The 17,304-nt window shown below is 50.2% G+C and carries 12 protein-coding genes; 8 read left to right on the forward strand and 4 right to left on the reverse strand.

The features are described 5' to 3' along the window. The first annotated feature begins 238 nt into the window (after positions 1–238). Positions 239–1,225: an aldose epimerase family protein gene (locus ACX1C1_RS15635; RefSeq protein ID WP_458953099.1), complete on the forward strand. Its 987-nt coding sequence runs from the start codon at positions 239–241 to the stop codon at positions 1,223–1,225. A gap of 131 nt (positions 1,226–1,356) precedes the next feature. Here the strand turns inward: ACX1C1_RS15635 and ACX1C1_RS15640 are convergent, their stop codons facing one another. Together ACX1C1_RS15640 and ACX1C1_RS15645 are read right to left on the reverse strand one after the other, a co-directional pair. Next, a complete protein-coding gene (locus tag ACX1C1_RS15640) occupies positions 1,357–2,922 on the reverse strand; it encodes a glycine betaine ABC transporter substrate-binding protein (protein WP_458953100.1) in 1,566 nt (521 codons plus the stop codon). Positions 2,923–2,937: 15 nt separating this feature from the next. Beyond that, positions 2,938–4,050 carry a betaine/proline/choline family ABC transporter ATP-binding protein gene (locus ACX1C1_RS15645; RefSeq protein WP_458953101.1) on the reverse strand — a complete coding sequence of 371 codons (1,113 nt, stop codon included), beginning with the start codon at positions 4,048–4,050 and terminating at the stop codon, positions 2,938–2,940. A gap of 191 nt (positions 4,051–4,241) precedes the next feature. Here ACX1C1_RS15645 and ACX1C1_RS15650 point away from each other — a divergent pair, with 191 nt between their 5' ends. From ACX1C1_RS15650 to ACX1C1_RS15665, 4 genes are all read left to right on the forward strand, one after another. Continuing rightward, positions 4,242–5,390, forward strand: a complete 1,149-nt coding sequence (locus tag ACX1C1_RS15650) for a mandelate racemase/muconate lactonizing enzyme family protein (RefSeq protein ID WP_458953102.1) — start codon at positions 4,242–4,244, stop codon at positions 5,388–5,390. Between the two features lie 42 nt (positions 5,391–5,432). Then, the gene (locus ACX1C1_RS15655; protein ID WP_458953103.1) at positions 5,433–6,422 is read left to right on the forward strand and encodes a 2-dehydro-3-deoxygalactonokinase; all 990 of its coding nucleotides are present in this window, start codon (positions 5,433–5,435) and stop codon (positions 6,420–6,422) included. Continuing rightward, positions 6,416–7,045, forward strand: a complete 630-nt coding sequence (locus ACX1C1_RS15660) for a bifunctional 4-hydroxy-2-oxoglutarate aldolase/2-dehydro-3-deoxy-phosphogluconate aldolase (protein WP_458953104.1) — start codon at positions 6,416–6,418, stop codon at positions 7,043–7,045. The genes ACX1C1_RS15655 and ACX1C1_RS15660 overlap by 7 nt, the downstream gene beginning before the upstream one ends. A 79-nt stretch (positions 7,046–7,124) precedes the next feature. Continuing rightward, positions 7,125–8,042 (forward strand): helix-turn-helix domain-containing protein, encoded by a 918-nt coding sequence (locus ACX1C1_RS15665; RefSeq protein WP_458953105.1) that lies wholly within the window; start codon positions 7,125–7,127, stop codon positions 8,040–8,042. Between the two features lie 50 nt (positions 8,043–8,092). Here ACX1C1_RS15665 and ACX1C1_RS15670 read toward each other — a convergent pair whose 3' ends face one another. Together ACX1C1_RS15670 and ACX1C1_RS15675 are read right to left on the reverse strand one after the other, a co-directional pair. Then, entirely contained in the window at positions 8,093–10,006 is a 1,914-nt protein-coding gene (locus tag ACX1C1_RS15670; RefSeq protein ID WP_458953106.1) for a glycoside hydrolase family 127 protein, read from the reverse strand. Between the two features lie 148 nt (positions 10,007–10,154). Next, positions 10,155–11,732: a sulfatase family protein gene (locus ACX1C1_RS15675; RefSeq protein WP_458953107.1), complete on the reverse strand. Its 1,578-nt coding sequence runs from the start codon at positions 11,730–11,732 to the stop codon at positions 10,155–10,157. Positions 11,733–11,930: 198 nt separating this feature from the next. Here ACX1C1_RS15675 and ACX1C1_RS15680 point away from each other — a divergent pair, with 198 nt between their 5' ends. From ACX1C1_RS15680 to ACX1C1_RS15690, 3 genes are all read left to right on the forward strand, one after another. Next, the gene (locus tag ACX1C1_RS15680; RefSeq protein WP_458953108.1) at positions 11,931–13,361 is read left to right on the forward strand and encodes an NAD-dependent succinate-semialdehyde dehydrogenase; all 1,431 of its coding nucleotides are present in this window, start codon (positions 11,931–11,933) and stop codon (positions 13,359–13,361) included. After that, positions 13,361–14,764: a sulfatase family protein gene (locus ACX1C1_RS15685; RefSeq protein ID WP_458957697.1), complete on the forward strand. Its 1,404-nt coding sequence runs from the start codon at positions 13,361–13,363 to the stop codon at positions 14,762–14,764. The genes ACX1C1_RS15680 and ACX1C1_RS15685 overlap by 1 nt, the downstream gene beginning before the upstream one ends. 167 nt (positions 14,765–14,931) lie before the next feature. Beyond that, the gene (locus tag ACX1C1_RS15690) at positions 14,932–17,202 is read left to right on the forward strand and encodes a helix-turn-helix domain-containing protein (RefSeq protein ID WP_458953109.1); all 2,271 of its coding nucleotides are present in this window, start codon (positions 14,932–14,934) and stop codon (positions 17,200–17,202) included. Positions 17,203–17,304 lie beyond the last annotated feature (102 nt).

The following is a 17,304-nucleotide window of genomic DNA, read 5'->3' on the forward strand; positions in this document are numbered from 1 at the left end:
AAAATGTATCTATCAACGCGCCGGAAACCAGGTCGAAATCAGAGCATCGGAAGTCGCTTATTGTCCTTATGAAGTCCTCCCATCCTCGGTATGATGGTGTTGTAAGCGAAACCAAGACACGATGACAAGTCTCTGAAAGAAGGTAGCGGCTAGAGGCCGGAGCAGCAATATTATTATACGGAGACGAGTATAGTCATTCCAGAAAGTTTGTAGAAACGAGATGGAAAGGTTGAATGCAATGCATCGAAGTCATTATGAAGTCAGAGTTTTGGAGCAGGACGGGGCAAAGGTATATGAGCTGCACGATTCTGAGCATGACGCGGTTGCAGTGGTCATGCCGGAAGCGGGCAACAATGTTATAGCTTATAGCTCTCGAGGCATTCCGGTCTTGTCGTCTCCGCCGAATATAACAGCATTTATCGATAATCCGGACGCGAGAACGTATTTCGGAACGCCGATTTTGTTTCCTCCCAACCGAATTCAGGGAGGAACATACGTGTTTAACGGGATCAGATACCAACTGCCTATCAACGAGCCGCCCAATCATTTGCATGGTGAGCTATGCCGCCGGGCGTGGACCGTAATCGATTATGGTGTTTCTACCGAACAGGGGGCGTTTGTGACAGGCCAATTCGAGGTTTCGTTGCATGCCGACATGATGGCCTACTATCCGCATGAGCTTAAATTTAATGTAACACATCGGTTGTACAAGGGACGTCTATTCATGGAAGTTGCCGTCTTCAATGAAGGTTCGCAAACGGCGCCATTTGCGTTCGGCCTTCATCCGTATTTTCATTTGCCGCCTGAAGAGACACGTCTAACTGTTGCTGCGAACAATGAATGGCCAGTGACGAATGAGGTGTTCGTGACCGGATTGCCGGAGCGCACTGCTCTGGTAGAGAAGCTGAACGATTGGGAAGGTATATCGCTTCCAGACTATCCGGAGCTGGGGTGCTCGCTTGTCACGTTAGCTGGGGGGGAACGTGTCAGCCGCATTCGTATGATCGAGAGCGGTTATCAGATTGCTTATGAGACGGATGAGAGCTTTCCGTTTCTGCTGGTTTTCAAGCCTAATTGGTCATCCTCCATTTCGTTGGAGCCATATACCTATGTGACGGATGGGTTTAACTTGCCTTATGATGCCGGTCTGACTGGCAGCAGGGGCATCGAGCCCGGCGAAGTCATACATCTTCGTACCGCTATTTGGGTGGAGCTGCTGGATTGAAAATTGAAGTCCACCCAATTTAAGACACTCCTGATCTGTACGAACAAATACAGAGCAGCAACGTCAACGTTCGCGTTGCTGCCTATCAAAATACAGATTCGTCAAGGGGAAAGCGACTGGTCTCCTGTATCCTACTGCATCAATCCTTCACTCTTCAGCCACTCCACCGCTACCTCCTCTGGTTGACGGCCATTCATATCCACCTCGCCATTCAGCTTGGACATGATGTTATCGTCGATTCTGCCCGCCAGCAGATTCAGCACCTCTTCCAGCTCGGGATGGGCTTCGAGCGTTTTCATTCGGATAATAGGCACCGCATAATACGGCGGGAAGTATTGTTTGTCATCCTCAAGGATCAGCAGGTTGAAGGCCGATATGCGGCCATCAGTCGCATCCGAGCCGATAATGTCGAGCTCGCCGTTCTTGAGGGCTGTATACGTAAGGCCGATGTCCATCCCTTTTATGCTTCCAAATTCCATGCCATATGCTTCTGTGAGTCCCTTGAAGCCATCGGGCCGCTCCAGAAATTCCGCCGTTGAGCCGAAGTTGAATTCGGCTGCATGTGCTTTTGCGTCAGAAATGCTGCGGATGCCAAGCTGCTCGGCCTTGTCCTTGCGCATCGCGAGTGTAAACGTATTATTGAAGCCGATCGGCTTCAGCCAAGTAACGTCAAACTGTTCTTCGTACGCCTCCTTCACCCGATTGTACGTCTCCTCCGGCTCGCCGCCAACTGGCTGCTGCTGCAGCACAGAAGTCCATCCGGTTCCTGTGTACTCCAGATACAGGTCTATGCCTCCGCTAGTAATGGCATTATGGGTTACTTGAGAGCCCCCTAGATACGACTTACGAAGGACATTAAGGTCGGTTTTCTCTTCGATTAGAGCGGACATGATATGTACAAAGATGTCTTGCTCTGTAAAGTTTTTACCTCCAACTACAATGGTATTGGAGCTGTCTGTCGATTTGTTCAGCGCCTGCACGAGACCGGTCACAACGAGCAAGGTCATAACGATGCCCAGCACAGCAACCAGCGCCTTGCTCAGCTTCGACTTGCTCTTGCCATGCTTACGAATGCCCTTCGGAGTAACGGCAAGCTCCATTCTCTCCAGCAGGAAGTCGAAGGCAAGCGCCAGCAATGCGGCTGGAATGGTGCCTGCCAGAATCAGCTCCGTATTGACGGTGGAGATGCCGCGGAAGATCAGGTCACCGAGTCCCCCAGCCCCTATGAGCGAAGCAAGCGTTGCGACTCCGATCAGCATGACGGTCGCCGTACGTATGCCGGCCATGATGACGCTCAGCGCCAGCGGCAGCTCGACCTTCATCATGACCTGCAAGCTCGTCATGCCCATGCCGGTACCAGCCTCCTTGAGCGGCTTCTCGACATTGACAATACCGGTGTACGTATTGCGCATGATCGGCAGCAAGGCATAGACGGTTAAGGCAATGATGGCTGGCGTCATGCCAATGCCGAGCAGCGGTATCATAAAACCTAACAGCGCGAGACTTGGTATCGTCTGGAATAGCGAAGCGAGCCCGATGATGGGGCCGGCAGCTCTCGGATACCGAGTCAGGAGCAAGCCCGTCGGGATAGAGATGACGATTGCAATCAGAAGCGCTACAAATGAAATTTGAATATGCTGTATCGTAGCTTGCAGGATATCATCTTGCCGGTTCTGGATCATTTGCCAAAAATTCATGTGAGTCCGCCTCCGTTAAATCTGTTTCAGCAACGCATCAATTAAGCTGGAGTTTGTTACAAGCCCGGCAAGGCGGCCATCACGGTCAACAACGGGCAGATGACTCAGGTTATGCGTCTTCATCAGCTCTACCGCTTCTGTAATTGGTTGACCTGGGGCAGCAGATGCCTTGGCTGGCCGCATAATATGTTGAAGCAGCATCTCTTCCTCATGGTATTGCTCCTCCAGCATCTCCTTTGTGACAATGCCCATTAACATACGGTTTTTGTCCGTTACGAGCAAGCTGTTCACTCGATGCTGCTTCATCAGCTTCGCTCCGTGTGCGAGACCGCGTGATTGGAATACAATCGCAGGATTCGTGAGCATCACATCCTCTACGACAAGTATGTCGGTTCCTTCATTCAAACGATTCTCACCAATGAAGGAACGGACAAAGTCGTTCTTCGGACGCCGGAGAATCCGATCCGGGGTATCCGCCTGCACAATTTCCCCATCTTTCATCAGCACGATACGATCCGCAATTTTTAATGCTTCATCCATATCGTGAGAGACGAATACTATCGTTTTCTTAACTTCCTCCTGCAGCCGAATAAGCTCGTCTTGCAGCTGCTCACGGCTGATGGGGTCCAGCGCGCTGAACGGCTCATCCATCAGAATAATGGAAGGTTCTGCTGCCATGGCTCGGATAACGCCGATTCGCTGCTGCTGTCCGCCGCTCAGCTCGGAGGGATATCGATCCCGATACTGATCCGGGTTTAAACCTACCATGTCCAACAGCTCATCAATCCGCTTCAGATAGGCAGACTTGTCCATCCCCTTTAATCGCGGCACGATGGCTACATTATCCTTGATTGTCATATGCGGGAATAGTCCGATCTGCTGAATGACATATCCGATATTCCGGCGAAGCTTAACCGGATCGGTTTTGGCGATATCGTTGCCGTCCACCAGAATTTGGCCGGAGGTTGGTTCTACCAGCCGATTGATCATCTTCATGGTTGTCGTTTTTCCGCATCCGCTAGGTCCGATCAAGGTAACCAGCTCACCTTGCTTGATTTCCAGATGAATGCCTTTGAGCGTCGGAGCACCGCCGTTGTAGGATTTGGTCACATTTCTGAATTCAATCATGGCGCACCTCATTGCAGTTGGAGTTGGGATGTTATCCTTATGTTGTCCAATTGTCCGGGATTATTGTGTAAATAAGAGCTTGACGAGACAAAAAATATGAGTGATATAAACTTTTTATATATAAAATTATATTTGACATAACAAATGATGGCGGTATAATTGAAATAATTGAACGCAAAGGGGAAAACGGGATGCGGATAACAAACGTTCTGGTGCATGTCATGAAATCGCTTCTGGAGGAACCATTTTATTTCTCACAAGGCTGGGTGAAGCAGCGTTCCTCGGTGTTGGTGGAGATTGAGACGGATGCGGGGATTACCGGTTGGGGAGAGTGTCTGTGTCATGGGCTGCAGCCGCCGGAAATCGCTGCCGCCTTTATCAGACATGCGTTTGCGCCTCTAATTATCGGAAGAGATCCGTATGATACGGATGTGCTATGGGAGGAAATGTACAATCTATCGCGTCCTTACGGTCAAGGCGGCGCGGCGGTTAATGCCATTAGCGGTATTGATATCGCCTTATGGGACATTAAAGGCAAGAGCTGCGGCCAGCCCGTCAGCAAGCTGCTCGGAGGCACGTTCCGTACACAGGTCATGCCATATGCGACCGGCTTCTATCGGACGGCTAAGGGAAGCTATCCTGGAGATGGCGTAACGGAGGCCTTGCGGCATCAGGCAAATGGACTTCGTGCCATGAAGCTTAAGATTGGTTTTGGAATTGAAGAAGATCTGGCCCTGATTCGTTCCGTTAGAGAAGCTGTGGGACCGGATATCCGATTGATGGCGGACGCCAACGGCGCCTATAATGCGGGCTTGGCTCGGAGATTGTTGCTGGAGTCTGAATCCTCCAAGCTCTACTTTATGGAAGAATTGCTTGCGCCGGAAGATATAGAAGGGTACAAAGCGATTCGTCATTTAACGGGAACGTTAATCGCCTCAGGTGAAAATTTGTTCGGCAAGCTCGGATACCGCCACTGGATCGCGCAAGGCGCGCTTGATATTGTGCAGCCCGATCTCTGCTCATCCGGTGGATTCACAGAATGCAAGAAGATTGCAACGCTAGCGCAGGCCTGGAATACAATGATGGTTCCTCATGTATGGGGCTCAGGAGTTGGCCTCGCGGCCTCGCTTCAATTCCTTGCTTCCTTGGCGCCGACTCCACTGGGATTGTTCCCGGAGCAGCCGATGCTGGAATATGATGTATCCTCTCATCCATTCCGCGCCGATTTGATCGGACATGCCATCACGATGACGGACGGAATGGTATCCATTCCTGACGGGCCAGGTATTGGAGTGGAAATCAATCGTGAAATAGTCGAAAAGTATGCAGTGAGGGATTGAGGCGTGCCATCAATCCATACGGCTTGTTGAGGGGGTCATGGAATGAAAGTAATCGTAATTGATTGCGGTACAACCAATTGCAGGATGAGACTGCTTGATGGCGATAGGGTGCTCGCAAGCGTTACAAAAGAGACAGGTGCGGGGGATACGGCACAATCCGGCAGCAATGCCGCGTTGCGGAGAGCATTGAAAGAGAGCTACGAAGAGCTTGTAATGGCCGAGCCGGAGGCTGTAAGGGAGGTCCATGACATTGTCGCCTCCGGCATGATAACCTCCAGCGCGGGATTAATGGAGATTGAACATCTGCCGGGACCGATACAGCTTGCGGAATTGGCGGGCTTCATTAGACGACATAAATTCCCTGAGCTGTTCCCGCAGCCTGTACTGTTCGTCCCCGGTATAAAGTTTGTGGGAGAACAAATGACGGATCGCGATATGATTCGAGGCGAGGAAGCCGAGCTCCTGGGATACATGGAGTGTCTATTGCCAGAGGAGCTGCATGTCAAGGGACGACTGTTCATGCATTACGGCTCTCATCATAAGTGGATCAAAATGCAGGAGCGCAGTATTGTCAGCTGCTGCACGTCCATCTCAGGCGAGCTTATGATGGCCGTCATGAAGCATACACTGCTGAGGGACAACACACTCCCGCTCGAAGAAGCGTTGCCTGACCCGTATTGGGTTCGTCAAGGCGTAGAGGCGGCAATACAATATGGAGCGGGCCGCGCTTTCTTCCAGGTGCGGACGCTTAATGTGCTGGACAAACAGGATAAACAGGTGTCGACCAGCTTCTTGTTAGGCGTTATCGCAGGCCAGGACATGGCGATGTTGACGGCGGAGATGCTGCAAGGCGTCGACGAAATCGTCTTATATGGAAGAAGTTTGTTCCCGTCCATCGTTGTACCCATTCTGCGTGAATATTACCCGGATATTGTCGTTCGAGTTGTACCGGAGGAGGAGTCGGCACGGTTAAGCGTGTACGGGGCGGCGAGGCTGTACCGGTTGTATAAAGAGGAGATGAATGTATGTTAAGCGTGCAGCAGCAGATTGAAAGAAGCAAAGTTGTCGCCATTCTTCGTCATGTACCGCTGGAGGGATTGCCTAGAGTCATGGAAGCACTCTATGAGGGCGGTGTTCGCGTGGCCGAAATTACGTTGAATTCGGCAGGTGCCCTTGACGGCATTCGTGTGATAAGGAAGGCATACGAAGGGAAAATGGCGATTGGGGCCGGTACCGTCGTAACAGCAGAAAATGTTATCCAGGCCATTGAAGCAGGCGCCGAATTTCTCATATCGCCACACATGGATGAGCATTTGATTGAATTGGCACTGTCACGCTCCAGTATACCAATCCCCGGTGCGCTTACACCGACCGAGATCGTTCGCGCCACTGCTGCTGGAGCGCCGTTCGTGAAGCTGTTCCCATGCACGACCTTCGGTCCAGGCTACATGAAGGAGCTGCTTGCACCATTAAACAACGTCAAATTAATCGCAGTAGGCGGTATTACCCCCAAGCTTGCAGGCGATTATATTCGGGCTGGTGCTATTGCTGTCGGTGCCGGAAGCGGCTTGGTTTCGCATGGTGATGTCATGGCGCACAATTATGCTGCGATTGCATCCAATGCACGTGAGCTCGTTCGTCATATTGAATCCTAGGATACAGCAATGGTAGGATATATAGATGTTGGTATGGAGGAATCGTTCACGCGATTCCTCTTTATGTTGGAGCGATGGAATGAAACAAGAGGACAAGGAGGAGATGATTATGCAGCATACCGTCAGATTCCGAACGGATCAGGTGCCCGCCGTGGATAATGTGGGGTTGTTCAGGACCACCTCATTATGGGCCCATATGGACCGCGTATTGCCTCACGACGTATTGATAGTTGTCAGGGAAGGACTTGTCCACATTATCGAAGATGACACGGAGTATATCATCTCGCCGGGCGAGGTTTTCCTTATGAAGCGTGGTGTACGCCATTACGGCTTGCCGCAAACGCTGCCCGGGTCCGAATGGTATTGGATTACGTTCGGAGCGGCAGGCATGGAGGATCCTCCTGTTCATGAGACGGTAGAGGTGGAGGCAGAGACTGCATATGCTTGGGGGACGAGTCACTTGAACGGCGAACTGCCGCAATTCATTGAGCTGAAACGGCTGAAGGTCAGCGACTTTCAGGGCATCTGTGCACGAATGAACAAGCTTCTTCATCACTTTGCGATGGGAACCGTATATGACAAGCTGAAGCTGAATGTCGGTACGCTGGATTTGCTGCTGGAATTGCACCGGGACGTGATCGATTCTAATCGGACACGCCATAAGCTATTTGATGATGTCAAAGCCTATGTACAGCGGCATCTCCATGAGGATATTCGGTCCGAGCAGCTTGCGGAGTCCTTGCAGTTAAACTATTCGTATATGAGCAGAGTATTCTCGAGAGAAGCGGGCATGTCTATACGCCGATTCATCATGGAGGCTAAGGTGAAGGAGGCCATTCGTCTATTTAGTGAAAGCCGACTCCATATTTCGCAGATCAGCGAGAAGCTGGGCTACAACAACCCGTATTATTTCACCCGTGTATTCAAGCAGGTTACAGGTTACAGCCCTACGGAATATGTCAAGAAGGGATATTATGATAAGGGAAGCTTTCAATAAGACCAGCCCTGAACGAGAGGTCTCGTCCAAGGCCGGCGACATGAAGCGTATTAGATTAGAGGCAGCCAGACGGACATATCGGTCTGACCCCGATTATTCCATGCGTAATACGGAACAAGCGTCACATTGATATCTGCCATATCCAGACATTCAAAAGGCTTGTAGAGTGTGTCGGAATGATCCGCTTGCGCGATCTTGAGCGCTGTGCCCTGTAATGTAGTGACGCCTCCGAGCAGCTCCTCGTTATATCGTGCCTCGAATTGCGTAGTAATCGGAATACGTATTTGGTCAATGACGGCATCTTCAGGCAGATCGATACTCTCCAGACAGTAGACAAACGGTCCGTACATGAAGGCAACCTGTCCTCGAGCTTCCTCGACCATCGGATTTGCTGCAATACGTTTTATCACCATAGGGAGTACCAGCTCGATCTGATCGTTGGCTTGCCATTTGCGCTTTAGCTCGTAATAGGAGCCTGCAACTGTATGGTCCTGCTGCACCCCGTTGACCTTCACGGTTGCGCCTTCAGCCCATTGCGGAATCCGAAGATGGATGGCGGTTTCGGCAGCCAGCGAGCTGTTGATCGTAATCGACACCGTCTCTTCGGCAGGGAATCCGGACTTCATCGTCAGGCTCAGCGTCTCGCCGGAGGACAGCACCGTATTCAACTCGTTGCCACTGTACAGATGAATATACAAGCCGTCACTGGATTGGCCATAAGCCCACTGATTCAGTCGGGCTATTGTGCGAAGCACCTGCGGCGGACAGCAGTAGCATGTATGCGTGAACCATCTCTCTGTTCTGAAATGCTGCGTTTGCGCCGAATGATGGTTGAAGAGCTTGCCGTTTCTAGTCTCCAGCGGATTCGTATAACAGAAATGATGGCCGTCCAGCGTCATGGAGCCCAGCAGGCTGTTATAAACGACCTTCTCGAATACATCCATATACTTCGGATCCTGGGTCAGGTTGAACATACGCATCGACCACATCGCATTGCCGATATTGGCGCATGTCTCCGTATAGGCGGACCGGTTAGGCAGGTGGTAATCCGTGCCGAATGCTTCCCAGATCTTGTCTCCATTGGGGGATAGACCATTATAGATGGAGCCGATGCCGCCCGTAAGATACATCTTCCGGGTATACATATTGTCCCAAATGTTCTCCAGCGCACGCATGACAGTGTCTTCACCCGTGTGGGAATAAACATCGGCTGCGCCAGCATATAGATAGACCGCCGTGACGGCATGTCCCGTCGCTTCCGTCTCTTCCCGCAGCGGCGTGCGATCCTGATTCTGATCCTCGCCGCCGTAACCTGCGCCTCTCATTGTCATGAAGATATCGGCGAGCTTGATATACGTCTCATTGCCCGTGATGCGATGAAGGTCAACAAGTCCCATAATATTGGAAGGATTCCAGCCGTAATGGATGAGATGCTTCGGGCAAGGGTTGAAGGTGTCGTTCAAATAGTCGGCCGCTTTGATAGCGACCTCCAGGAAGCTCGTCTTGCCGGTCGCAGTGTGATGAACGCATGCGGCAGTTAACAGATGGCCGAAGTTATAGTCTTCATGGTAGATGCGTTGTCCCCAGCGCTTCTTGTGGCTTAGCTGAATGTTGGTGCTGATGTAGCCGTCGGGATCCTGCGCCATGGCGATGAAGCCGATATATTTATCCAACTTCTGGTCAAGCGCAGCGTCCTTCGTAATAGCGTACACGTGCGCGCAAGCCTCCAGAAATTTATAGCAATCCCCGTCGGACCAGTCCTCCCCGTAATGGCGGTCTGACTGAAGCCCTGCAGCCACCTCAAAGTTAGGCATATAGGTGCCGTTCTCCTTGACATGAATAGCTTTCTCCATCGAGTCAATCATCTCTTCATGACATAAGTGAAAGCGATCCGCCCAGAACCCTGTTGTCCACTTGGCATCGGTCATATTTAATGGTTTTACTTTTCTCATATCCTGTTCCACGGTATGCCCTCCAGTTGTATCTGAAATGTTCTGCTGCCCTTATTTTACTGATATTCCGGGACGAACAGCCATGCACAATACCATACAATTGTAGTACTCTTTTTACCCTGCCAGAGGGTTGCTTATATTTGTTAGCCCCGCCATATGCCTATTGCTGCAAAGGGGCGGTCTGCTGTCTCTGGCATTGGGTCAATCCCTTCTTTCCCTGGATGGCATCGGCAACCTTGGTCCAATTGTTGGTCTGATCCAAAATAAATTTATAGACCGTATTCATATCGGCCTGCGGCAGTCCCCGGTAGTCGGCAAGCGTACCTAGCCCGGCCTTCCAAATCTGCAGCTTGTATAGGAGCTGTTCCTTGATTTCGGCATACGCCGGCTCATCGAACAGATTGTGCTGCTCATAAGGGTCCTTCTGCAGGTCATATAATTCCCCTTCAACAAGAGGCTCGTCGAAGAAGGAGGAATACTTCAAATAATGATCGCCATACAGCTTGTCGTGAATGAATTGTTGTTCGGGATAATGGGTAAGCTTCCAATTGCTGTCGCGTATCATAAGGGCAGGCTCGGTGTGGATGGAGCCGCAATAATAGGAGCTATGGGCTTCTGTCCGATGTACCGTCTTCTCGCCGCGACATACCGGCAGCAGACTTTTTCCCTGAACCTCAGGGGGAACAGGGATATGGGCGGCATCAAGCACTGTCGGCATAATATCGATAATTTCGGCGAAGCTTTGATGACGCATTCCTCCGTTGCTGTTGCCAGGCAGCTTTACGAGAAGCGGTATTCGGACGACTGGCTCATACATATGTCCCCACTTTTCAATAAATCCGTGCTCACCCATCATCGCACCGTGATCCGAGGTGAATATAATGAGCGAGTTGTCATAGAGGTCCAGCTCCTTCAGCTTCGCGATCACTTTGCCGATACGATCGTCGACATGGGTGACAAGGCCGTAATAGCTGGACAAGCTTTTGCGATAGTCCTCTAAATCGAGCTTGTCAAACCCGCGCACTTTGTGGAAGTAGCGCTGCGTAATAGGTTTGTCCGCAAGGGTGCGTCCGGCATTGTCGGGAAGCGGCATCTCCGCAGGATTATACATGTCGGCGTATGGCTGGGTTGGCATATATGGCGTGTGGGGATCCAGGAGCGATAAATAATGGAAGATTGGACGATCACAATGAGACACGCTCTGAATACGGTCAATATAGGCCTCTGTTAATCTGGAGCAGGAGGTTTGATCGGGATGAGTTGGGCTTTTTCCATGAATGACAAGAGGAATATCGCCTTCATTCTTCTTAAAGGTGGATTTCCGCCGCATGTCGGCATCCTTGATTCCGAGGAAGCTTGTATAGGGATCGGGGGAGCCGTTCATGAATTCATCGAAGCCGCATTGCTCCGGTGTCAGGTGCACATGCAGCTTGCCATACATCGTTGTTGTATACCCATGCTTGCGAAGCAGCTCGGGCAGCGGCTGCTCATCTTCTACCATGCGCATGGCATTGTCAAGAATGCCGTGACTGAGCGGATTTCGACCGGTCATGAGACTGGCCCTCGCGGGCACGCACATGGGACAGTTCGTATAGGCTTGCTCGAAAATAATAGAATCCTGAGCAAGCTCGTCCAAGTGAGGCGTTCTAACGACTGAATTGCCCATAAACCCCAGACTGTCCGCTCGCAGCTCATCGCACATCAAGAAAAAAACATGGGGACGATTGGCGGTTGCCATATGACATCACTCCTTGTAAGGTATTACTTGAACTATAAATTACATTTTATATTTAATCAACAATATCATATATAAATTAAACTGAAAGATTTCCCAAATTAATCCGCCGCTCAAAAAACACATTGACATCTCCAAATGTCGCCGATATCATTTAAATATATATTTATATTTTATTAGTGGATTGGAGCTGGAGGGGACATGTACAAACATTATATCGGCGGCAGCCTGGTCCAGGGTCTAGGACTGACATTAGCTGTACAGAATCCGGCAACTGAGCAAGAAGCGGGCTCTCTGCTGAAAGCAACGGAGGAGCAAGCGCAAGCGGCGCTCGAAGCGGCACAGCAAGCCTTCCCTATATGGTCAAGCTTCTCGCTGAAGCAGCGAGGAGAATGGATGGAGCGACTGGCGCAGGCTATAGAAGCAAGGCGTGAGCAAATTCTGGATACCCTCATGAGCGAAACGGGCAAGCCGCTTGCTCAAGCGATTGAGGATATGGAGATGCTGCCAAGATGCTTGAGATATTATTATGAGGAGGCCAAGCGATTGCATGGCCGAATCATCGAGGATGAGGATCAAGGCTTCATGAGCCTGATGAAGAGGCAGCCTGTAGGCGTTGTTGTCGGCTATCTGGCCTGGAATTTTCCGCTGCTTAATCTAGGCTACAAGCTGGGTCCCGTGCTTGCCTCAGGCTGTACCTGTGTTATCAAGCCATCTCCGCTGACGCCTCTGACGACACTGTTGATCGGTGAAATCGCTCAGGAAATCGGATTCCCTGCGGGAGTCATCAACCTGATTACAGGCGATACGATTGAGCTTGCGTCAGTGATGAACACAAGCGATATTCCGCGTATGCTGACCTTGATCGGATCGACGTCGGCAGGCAAGGCGATCGTGGGACAATCCGCTACCTCGATCAAGCGCTTTTCTCTGGAGCTAGGAGGCAATGCGCCAGCTATTGTGCTTGCTGATGCGGATGTGGAAGCGGCAAGCGAGCAATTGGTTAATTTGAAATTCGGCAATGCGGGTCAAATCTGTGTGTCGCCGAACCGAGTGTTCGTTCATGATTCGGTGTACGAAGCTTTCGTAGCCAAAGCTGTCGAGAAGGCAAAACAAATTACGCTTGGCTGGGGACGCGAGCCGGAAGCGAGGATGGGTCCTATGATATCTGCCGGCCATCGCTCCAGAGTTCAGGAGCTGATTGCAAGCGCAGTAGCAGAAGGAGCGACCATTGCGGCAGGAGGCGGCATCCCTGTAGGTCACGACAAGGGCTACTATCTGGAGCCGACCATTATGACCGATGTGACGCCGGCGATGCGAATTTGCAAGGAGGAAATTTTTGGACCGGTTATGCCGATTATGCCATTCTCTGACCGGGAGCAGGTCATTCAAGAGGCGAATCATACCGAATTTGGTCTTGCATCTTATGTGTTCGGCACCGATATTAACGATATCCTTCATATTGCAGATTCGCTTGAGGTAGGCACGGTGTGCGTCAACGGTCCTCATTATTCGGTGGAGCTGCCGCATGGCGGCGTGAAGGAAAGCGGGATTGGCAAGGATTGCTCCGTCTACAGCCTCGAAGAATATTATACGGTCAAGAGGATTACGATACGGAAGGGGAATGTGTAGTGGCCGCCGATCAAAATAAACCAAACATTCTGTTCCTGATGACGGATCAGCAGAGAAATGACACCTTCTCTTGTATCAATCCGGAGGTGTTGACGCCTTATATGGATCAGTTGATTGCGGACAGCGTGTTTTTCAGCAATGCCCGTTGCGCCAATCCATCATGCGTACCTTCCAGAGCAGCGATTATGACCGGGAAATTCCCGTCGGAGTGCGAGTGCCCAACGTTTATTACGCAGCTTCCGGCTCATGAGACCACCTTTATGTCCCGTCTGCAGGAGGCGGGCTACCATACGGCTGTTATCGGCAAGCAGCATTTTGCAGGCTCCTCTATTAAACGGGGTTATGATGAAGAGATGATTATTGACGGTCACAGCGCCTTCTACGCGGATGAGACGATTCAGCCTTACCTGGATTATTTGGCAGAGAATGGCGTTGATAGGAAAGGGGTCATGAATAAGACGCTAATTAGCGGCGGGACCTGGGCTGTGGATACCAAATATCATCTGGATGATTATTTGGGCGAGCTTGGCAAAGCGTGGATGGAGAAGAAGGGACGTACTGCCCAGTCTGGCGATAAGCCTTGGTTCCTCACCTTGTCGTTCTCCGGTCCGCATCATCCGTACGACTGCGAAGGGACCGAATATGCGGAGCTCTACGATTACGAGAAGCTATCGATTCCCGAGACAAGCTACTCCGATCTGGATGAGAAGCCGCCCCATCATAAACAGATGGGTTCATACGCCGATATCTATGTGAAACATTATCTCGAAGAGACGTTCAAGAGGACCAAACGCTCCTATTATGCGAATGTAAGCTTGATTGATCAGAAGGTCGGCGAGCTGATCCGTATCATGAAGGAAAATAATCTTTATGACAACACTTTAATAATCTACACTTCCGATCATGGGGACTTTATGGGCGACTTCGGCATGGTGGAGAAGATGCAATGTCTAGCGGACAGCTTGATGCGCGTTCCTCTCTTCGTCAAGCCGCCTATTCGAGGGTTCAAGGGCTTCGAGGTGAAGGACGATGTGCTTAATATCGACATCGCTGCAACATGCCTGGAAGCAGCCGGAGCCGAAGTGCCGGACAGCCTGTCGAATTATGCTTATACAGGCTATTGGGACAATTCCGGGGAGAAGAAGGTACGGGATGCCGTCTATATGGAGGCTGGAACCATCAAGGGATGTATTTATCGAGGAATCAAGACCGTGCATTATATGGATCGGAGCTATGGTGAGCTGTACGATCTGAATAAAGACCCGCTGGAACGACACAATTTGTGGGATGATCCCGAATATACCGTACACAAGCTTGAAGGCTATCGATTTATAGTAGATCATATGTACCGTGCTATACCAAAATCCGAGGTGCCATGGAATGTGGGAACGCCGGATATCTAAATAACTTCATGAGCACATCTATAGTATCCAGTGTGAGGACTCCTCGCACTGGATATCATTGTTTCAGCGTATGCTGTACGTGTACAAATGATTTATGTTAAATTATTAGAATCGCACTTCCGACGGGATCTGTGATTCTACTATGGAAGCAAAGGAGCAGCACTGGCATGATAATGAAGCTGGGCAAGATGTCCTTGTTCTACAAATACCTGATTTCCTATGCGCTCTTACTTATACTTCCGGTTCTTGTTACCGGATTTTTTGCTTATCAATATTTTGTAGGCATGCTCCAGACACAAGTGCTTCAGTCTAATCATGGCATGCTGGAGCAGGTTAGAGATACGATGGATACCGAGTTGTCTGAGATGAGGAATATCGCTATTCAGCTGTCGGTCAAACGAGAATTTGATCCCGACCAGCTTGGAGAAGCTTTTGCCGTCTACGAGGCGAAGGAGAAGATCAGTCTCTATGCGGATGCCAATACGTTTTTCTCGGAGGTTGTGTACAAAGCCCATGGAGTGCCGTTGCTTATTTCGTCGCAAAGCACGTATCTATTGCCCGTATTCCATCAAATGTATCTGAAGGGGTGGATGAATTATGAGCAATTCGAGGAGCTTCTGGAGCAAACCGAGGTGCATGTTCAAGCTGCCGGCTCTATAGGCGACGGGCAAGAGACATCCAAGGATGCCTATATTTCTTATTCCGTTCCCGTCCCCAAGACGGGCTCTGCTATTGAAACCAAGGGAATGTTGATCTATCTCATCAAGGAGAATGAGATGAGACGAATGCTGCAGCCCTTCCTTCCGTATGAGCAAAGCAATGTATACATCGTGGATCAGGATGGACAGCTTATTACTTCGTTGTCCGATAAGCTGGAGCTTCCGAAGGAGCTGCTGTATTCGGAATCGGAGCTTAGCGGAATCAAGCAGCTCGGCGGAGAACCCTATTATGTCTCAAGAATCACCTCTTCTTCGAGCGGATGGACGTATATCACCGTTGTGTCGGAGACACAGCTAATGAAACCGGTAGATGAGCTCAAATATAAAACGACGATTGTACTTGCGCTTATATTAATTATTGGATGCAGTATCATCTACATTAATATGCATGTGAATTATAATCCGCTGCGCAGGCTCATCGGCATTGCGGACGAGAAGCTGCAGCATGCCGAGGGAAGCTCCCGACATGGACTGTCTCGACATGGACTGGACAAGCTTCGATCAGCATTTGATTATATGAGCAATCGGAGTCTGACTCTGGAGAATCAGGTAGAGCTCAGCAAGCCTGCGCGCAGACAGCAATTGCTTGCCCAGCTATTGCAAGGTCAGAGCGGTGATGATGAATCCTTCCGCCGTTCCTGTGAGGAGCTGGGTATTCATCTTGGAGGGGCATTCAGAATCGTCTGTATGCAAGCGCATCCAAATGATCAAGCCATTTCCTCCGTTCAAGCGTCATCTACGTCATGCCCGTGGAGAATGATTGTTGCCGATGAGATTGACATGTATCAGGTAGAGACAATACAGCCGCATCGCTGGATATGGATTCAGGCAGGACATCATGAGGAAGCTTGGTCAGCATGGCATAAGCAATTGGATGAGGAAACAGGAATGCCTTGGACTATCGGTGTAGGCGAGGTATACAAGGACATTGTTGATCTTCCCAAATCTTATATTGGTGCGTTGACAGCACTCCAATTTCACCTGATAGCTGGAAGCGATCGTGTCATCCTGCCCGATCAGTTGAAATCCGCCGACGATAAATTTTCTGCATACCCTGCAAGAGAACTGGACATGCTCAGCTTCCACATAAGGGAAGGCGATTTGGCTCAGATAAGAGGTTATGTAGAAGGAATGTTAGTGCAGATTCACGCACGGAGTCAATCGTTGCTGTCTGCCAAATATATATATTTCGACGTTGTCCATACAATCCTTAAAGCGGTCACAAGCGAAGCCGCCCATCGGGGCATATCTATCTCATATCCCGATATCATTGAGCTTACCCAATGCACCTCTTATGCACAGATGGATGCCATCGTATGGAAGACGCTGGACGACATTTCACCATTGCTGGAGAAAAGCGAGAAGCCTGGGGAGGACGTGCTGCTTCAGCAAATTATAGAGCTGCTGCATGCCAAATATAGTGATTCTCAATTCAGCATTCAAGGCATGGCTAGTCATTTCTCCCAATCGGCCTCCTATCTAACTCGCTACTTCAAGGAACAGACGGGTCGGACGGTCTCGGATTATCTGAATGGCATCCGGATTGATGAAGCGAAGCGCCTATTATTAGAGACAGATCTTACGATAGCGGAGATTGTTCAGCGCATTGGCTACAGTGATCCATCGAGCTTTATCCGCAAGTTCAAGGCGGAGCTTCATCTCACACCGGGAGAGTATAGAAAACGTATGCAGAAACCGCACGAAAGTTCGTCGCAATAAGTGAAAAACGCCCAAAACCCTTGATAAATCAACGGTTTTGGGCGTTTTTTATATTTCGCATATGCGTGCAAATCTCGCTGATTGTACTCTGTGGCCATGCTT

The organism is Paenibacillus sp. strain BS8-2, assembly GCF_054483835.1.

Bases quoted from the DNA above. Each gene is read 5' to 3' on its own strand.
- ACX1C1_RS15645 (WP_458953101.1), bottom strand. From the start codon at position 4,050: ATGATTGAATTCAGAAATGTGACCAAATCCTACAACGGCGGTGCTCCG.
- ACX1C1_RS15660 (WP_458953104.1), top strand. From the start codon at position 6,416: ATGTTAAGCGTGCAGCAGCAGATTGAAAGAAGCAAAGTTGTCGCCATT.
- ACX1C1_RS15665 (WP_458953105.1), top strand. From the start codon at position 7,125: ATGAAACAAGAGGACAAGGAGGAGATGATTATGCAGCATACCGTCAGA.
- ACX1C1_RS15675 (WP_458953107.1), bottom strand. From the start codon at position 11,732: ATGGCAACCGCCAATCGTCCCCATGTTTTTTTCTTGATGTGCGATGAG.
- ACX1C1_RS15690 (WP_458953109.1), top strand. From the start codon at position 14,932: ATGATAATGAAGCTGGGCAAGATGTCCTTGTTCTACAAATACCTGATT.
- ACX1C1_RS15655 (WP_458953103.1), top strand. From the start codon at position 5,433: ATGAAAGTAATCGTAATTGATTGCGGTACAACCAATTGCAGGATGAGA.
- ACX1C1_RS15635 (WP_458953099.1), top strand. From the start codon at position 239: ATGCATCGAAGTCATTATGAAGTCAGAGTTTTGGAGCAGGACGGGGCA.
- ACX1C1_RS15680 (WP_458953108.1), top strand. From the start codon at position 11,931: ATGTACAAACATTATATCGGCGGCAGCCTGGTCCAGGGTCTAGGACTG.
- ACX1C1_RS15640 (WP_458953100.1), bottom strand. From the start codon at position 2,922: ATGAATTTTTGGCAAATGATCCAGAACCGGCAAGATGATATCCTGCAA.
- ACX1C1_RS15650 (WP_458953102.1), top strand. From the start codon at position 4,242: ATGCGGATAACAAACGTTCTGGTGCATGTCATGAAATCGCTTCTGGAG.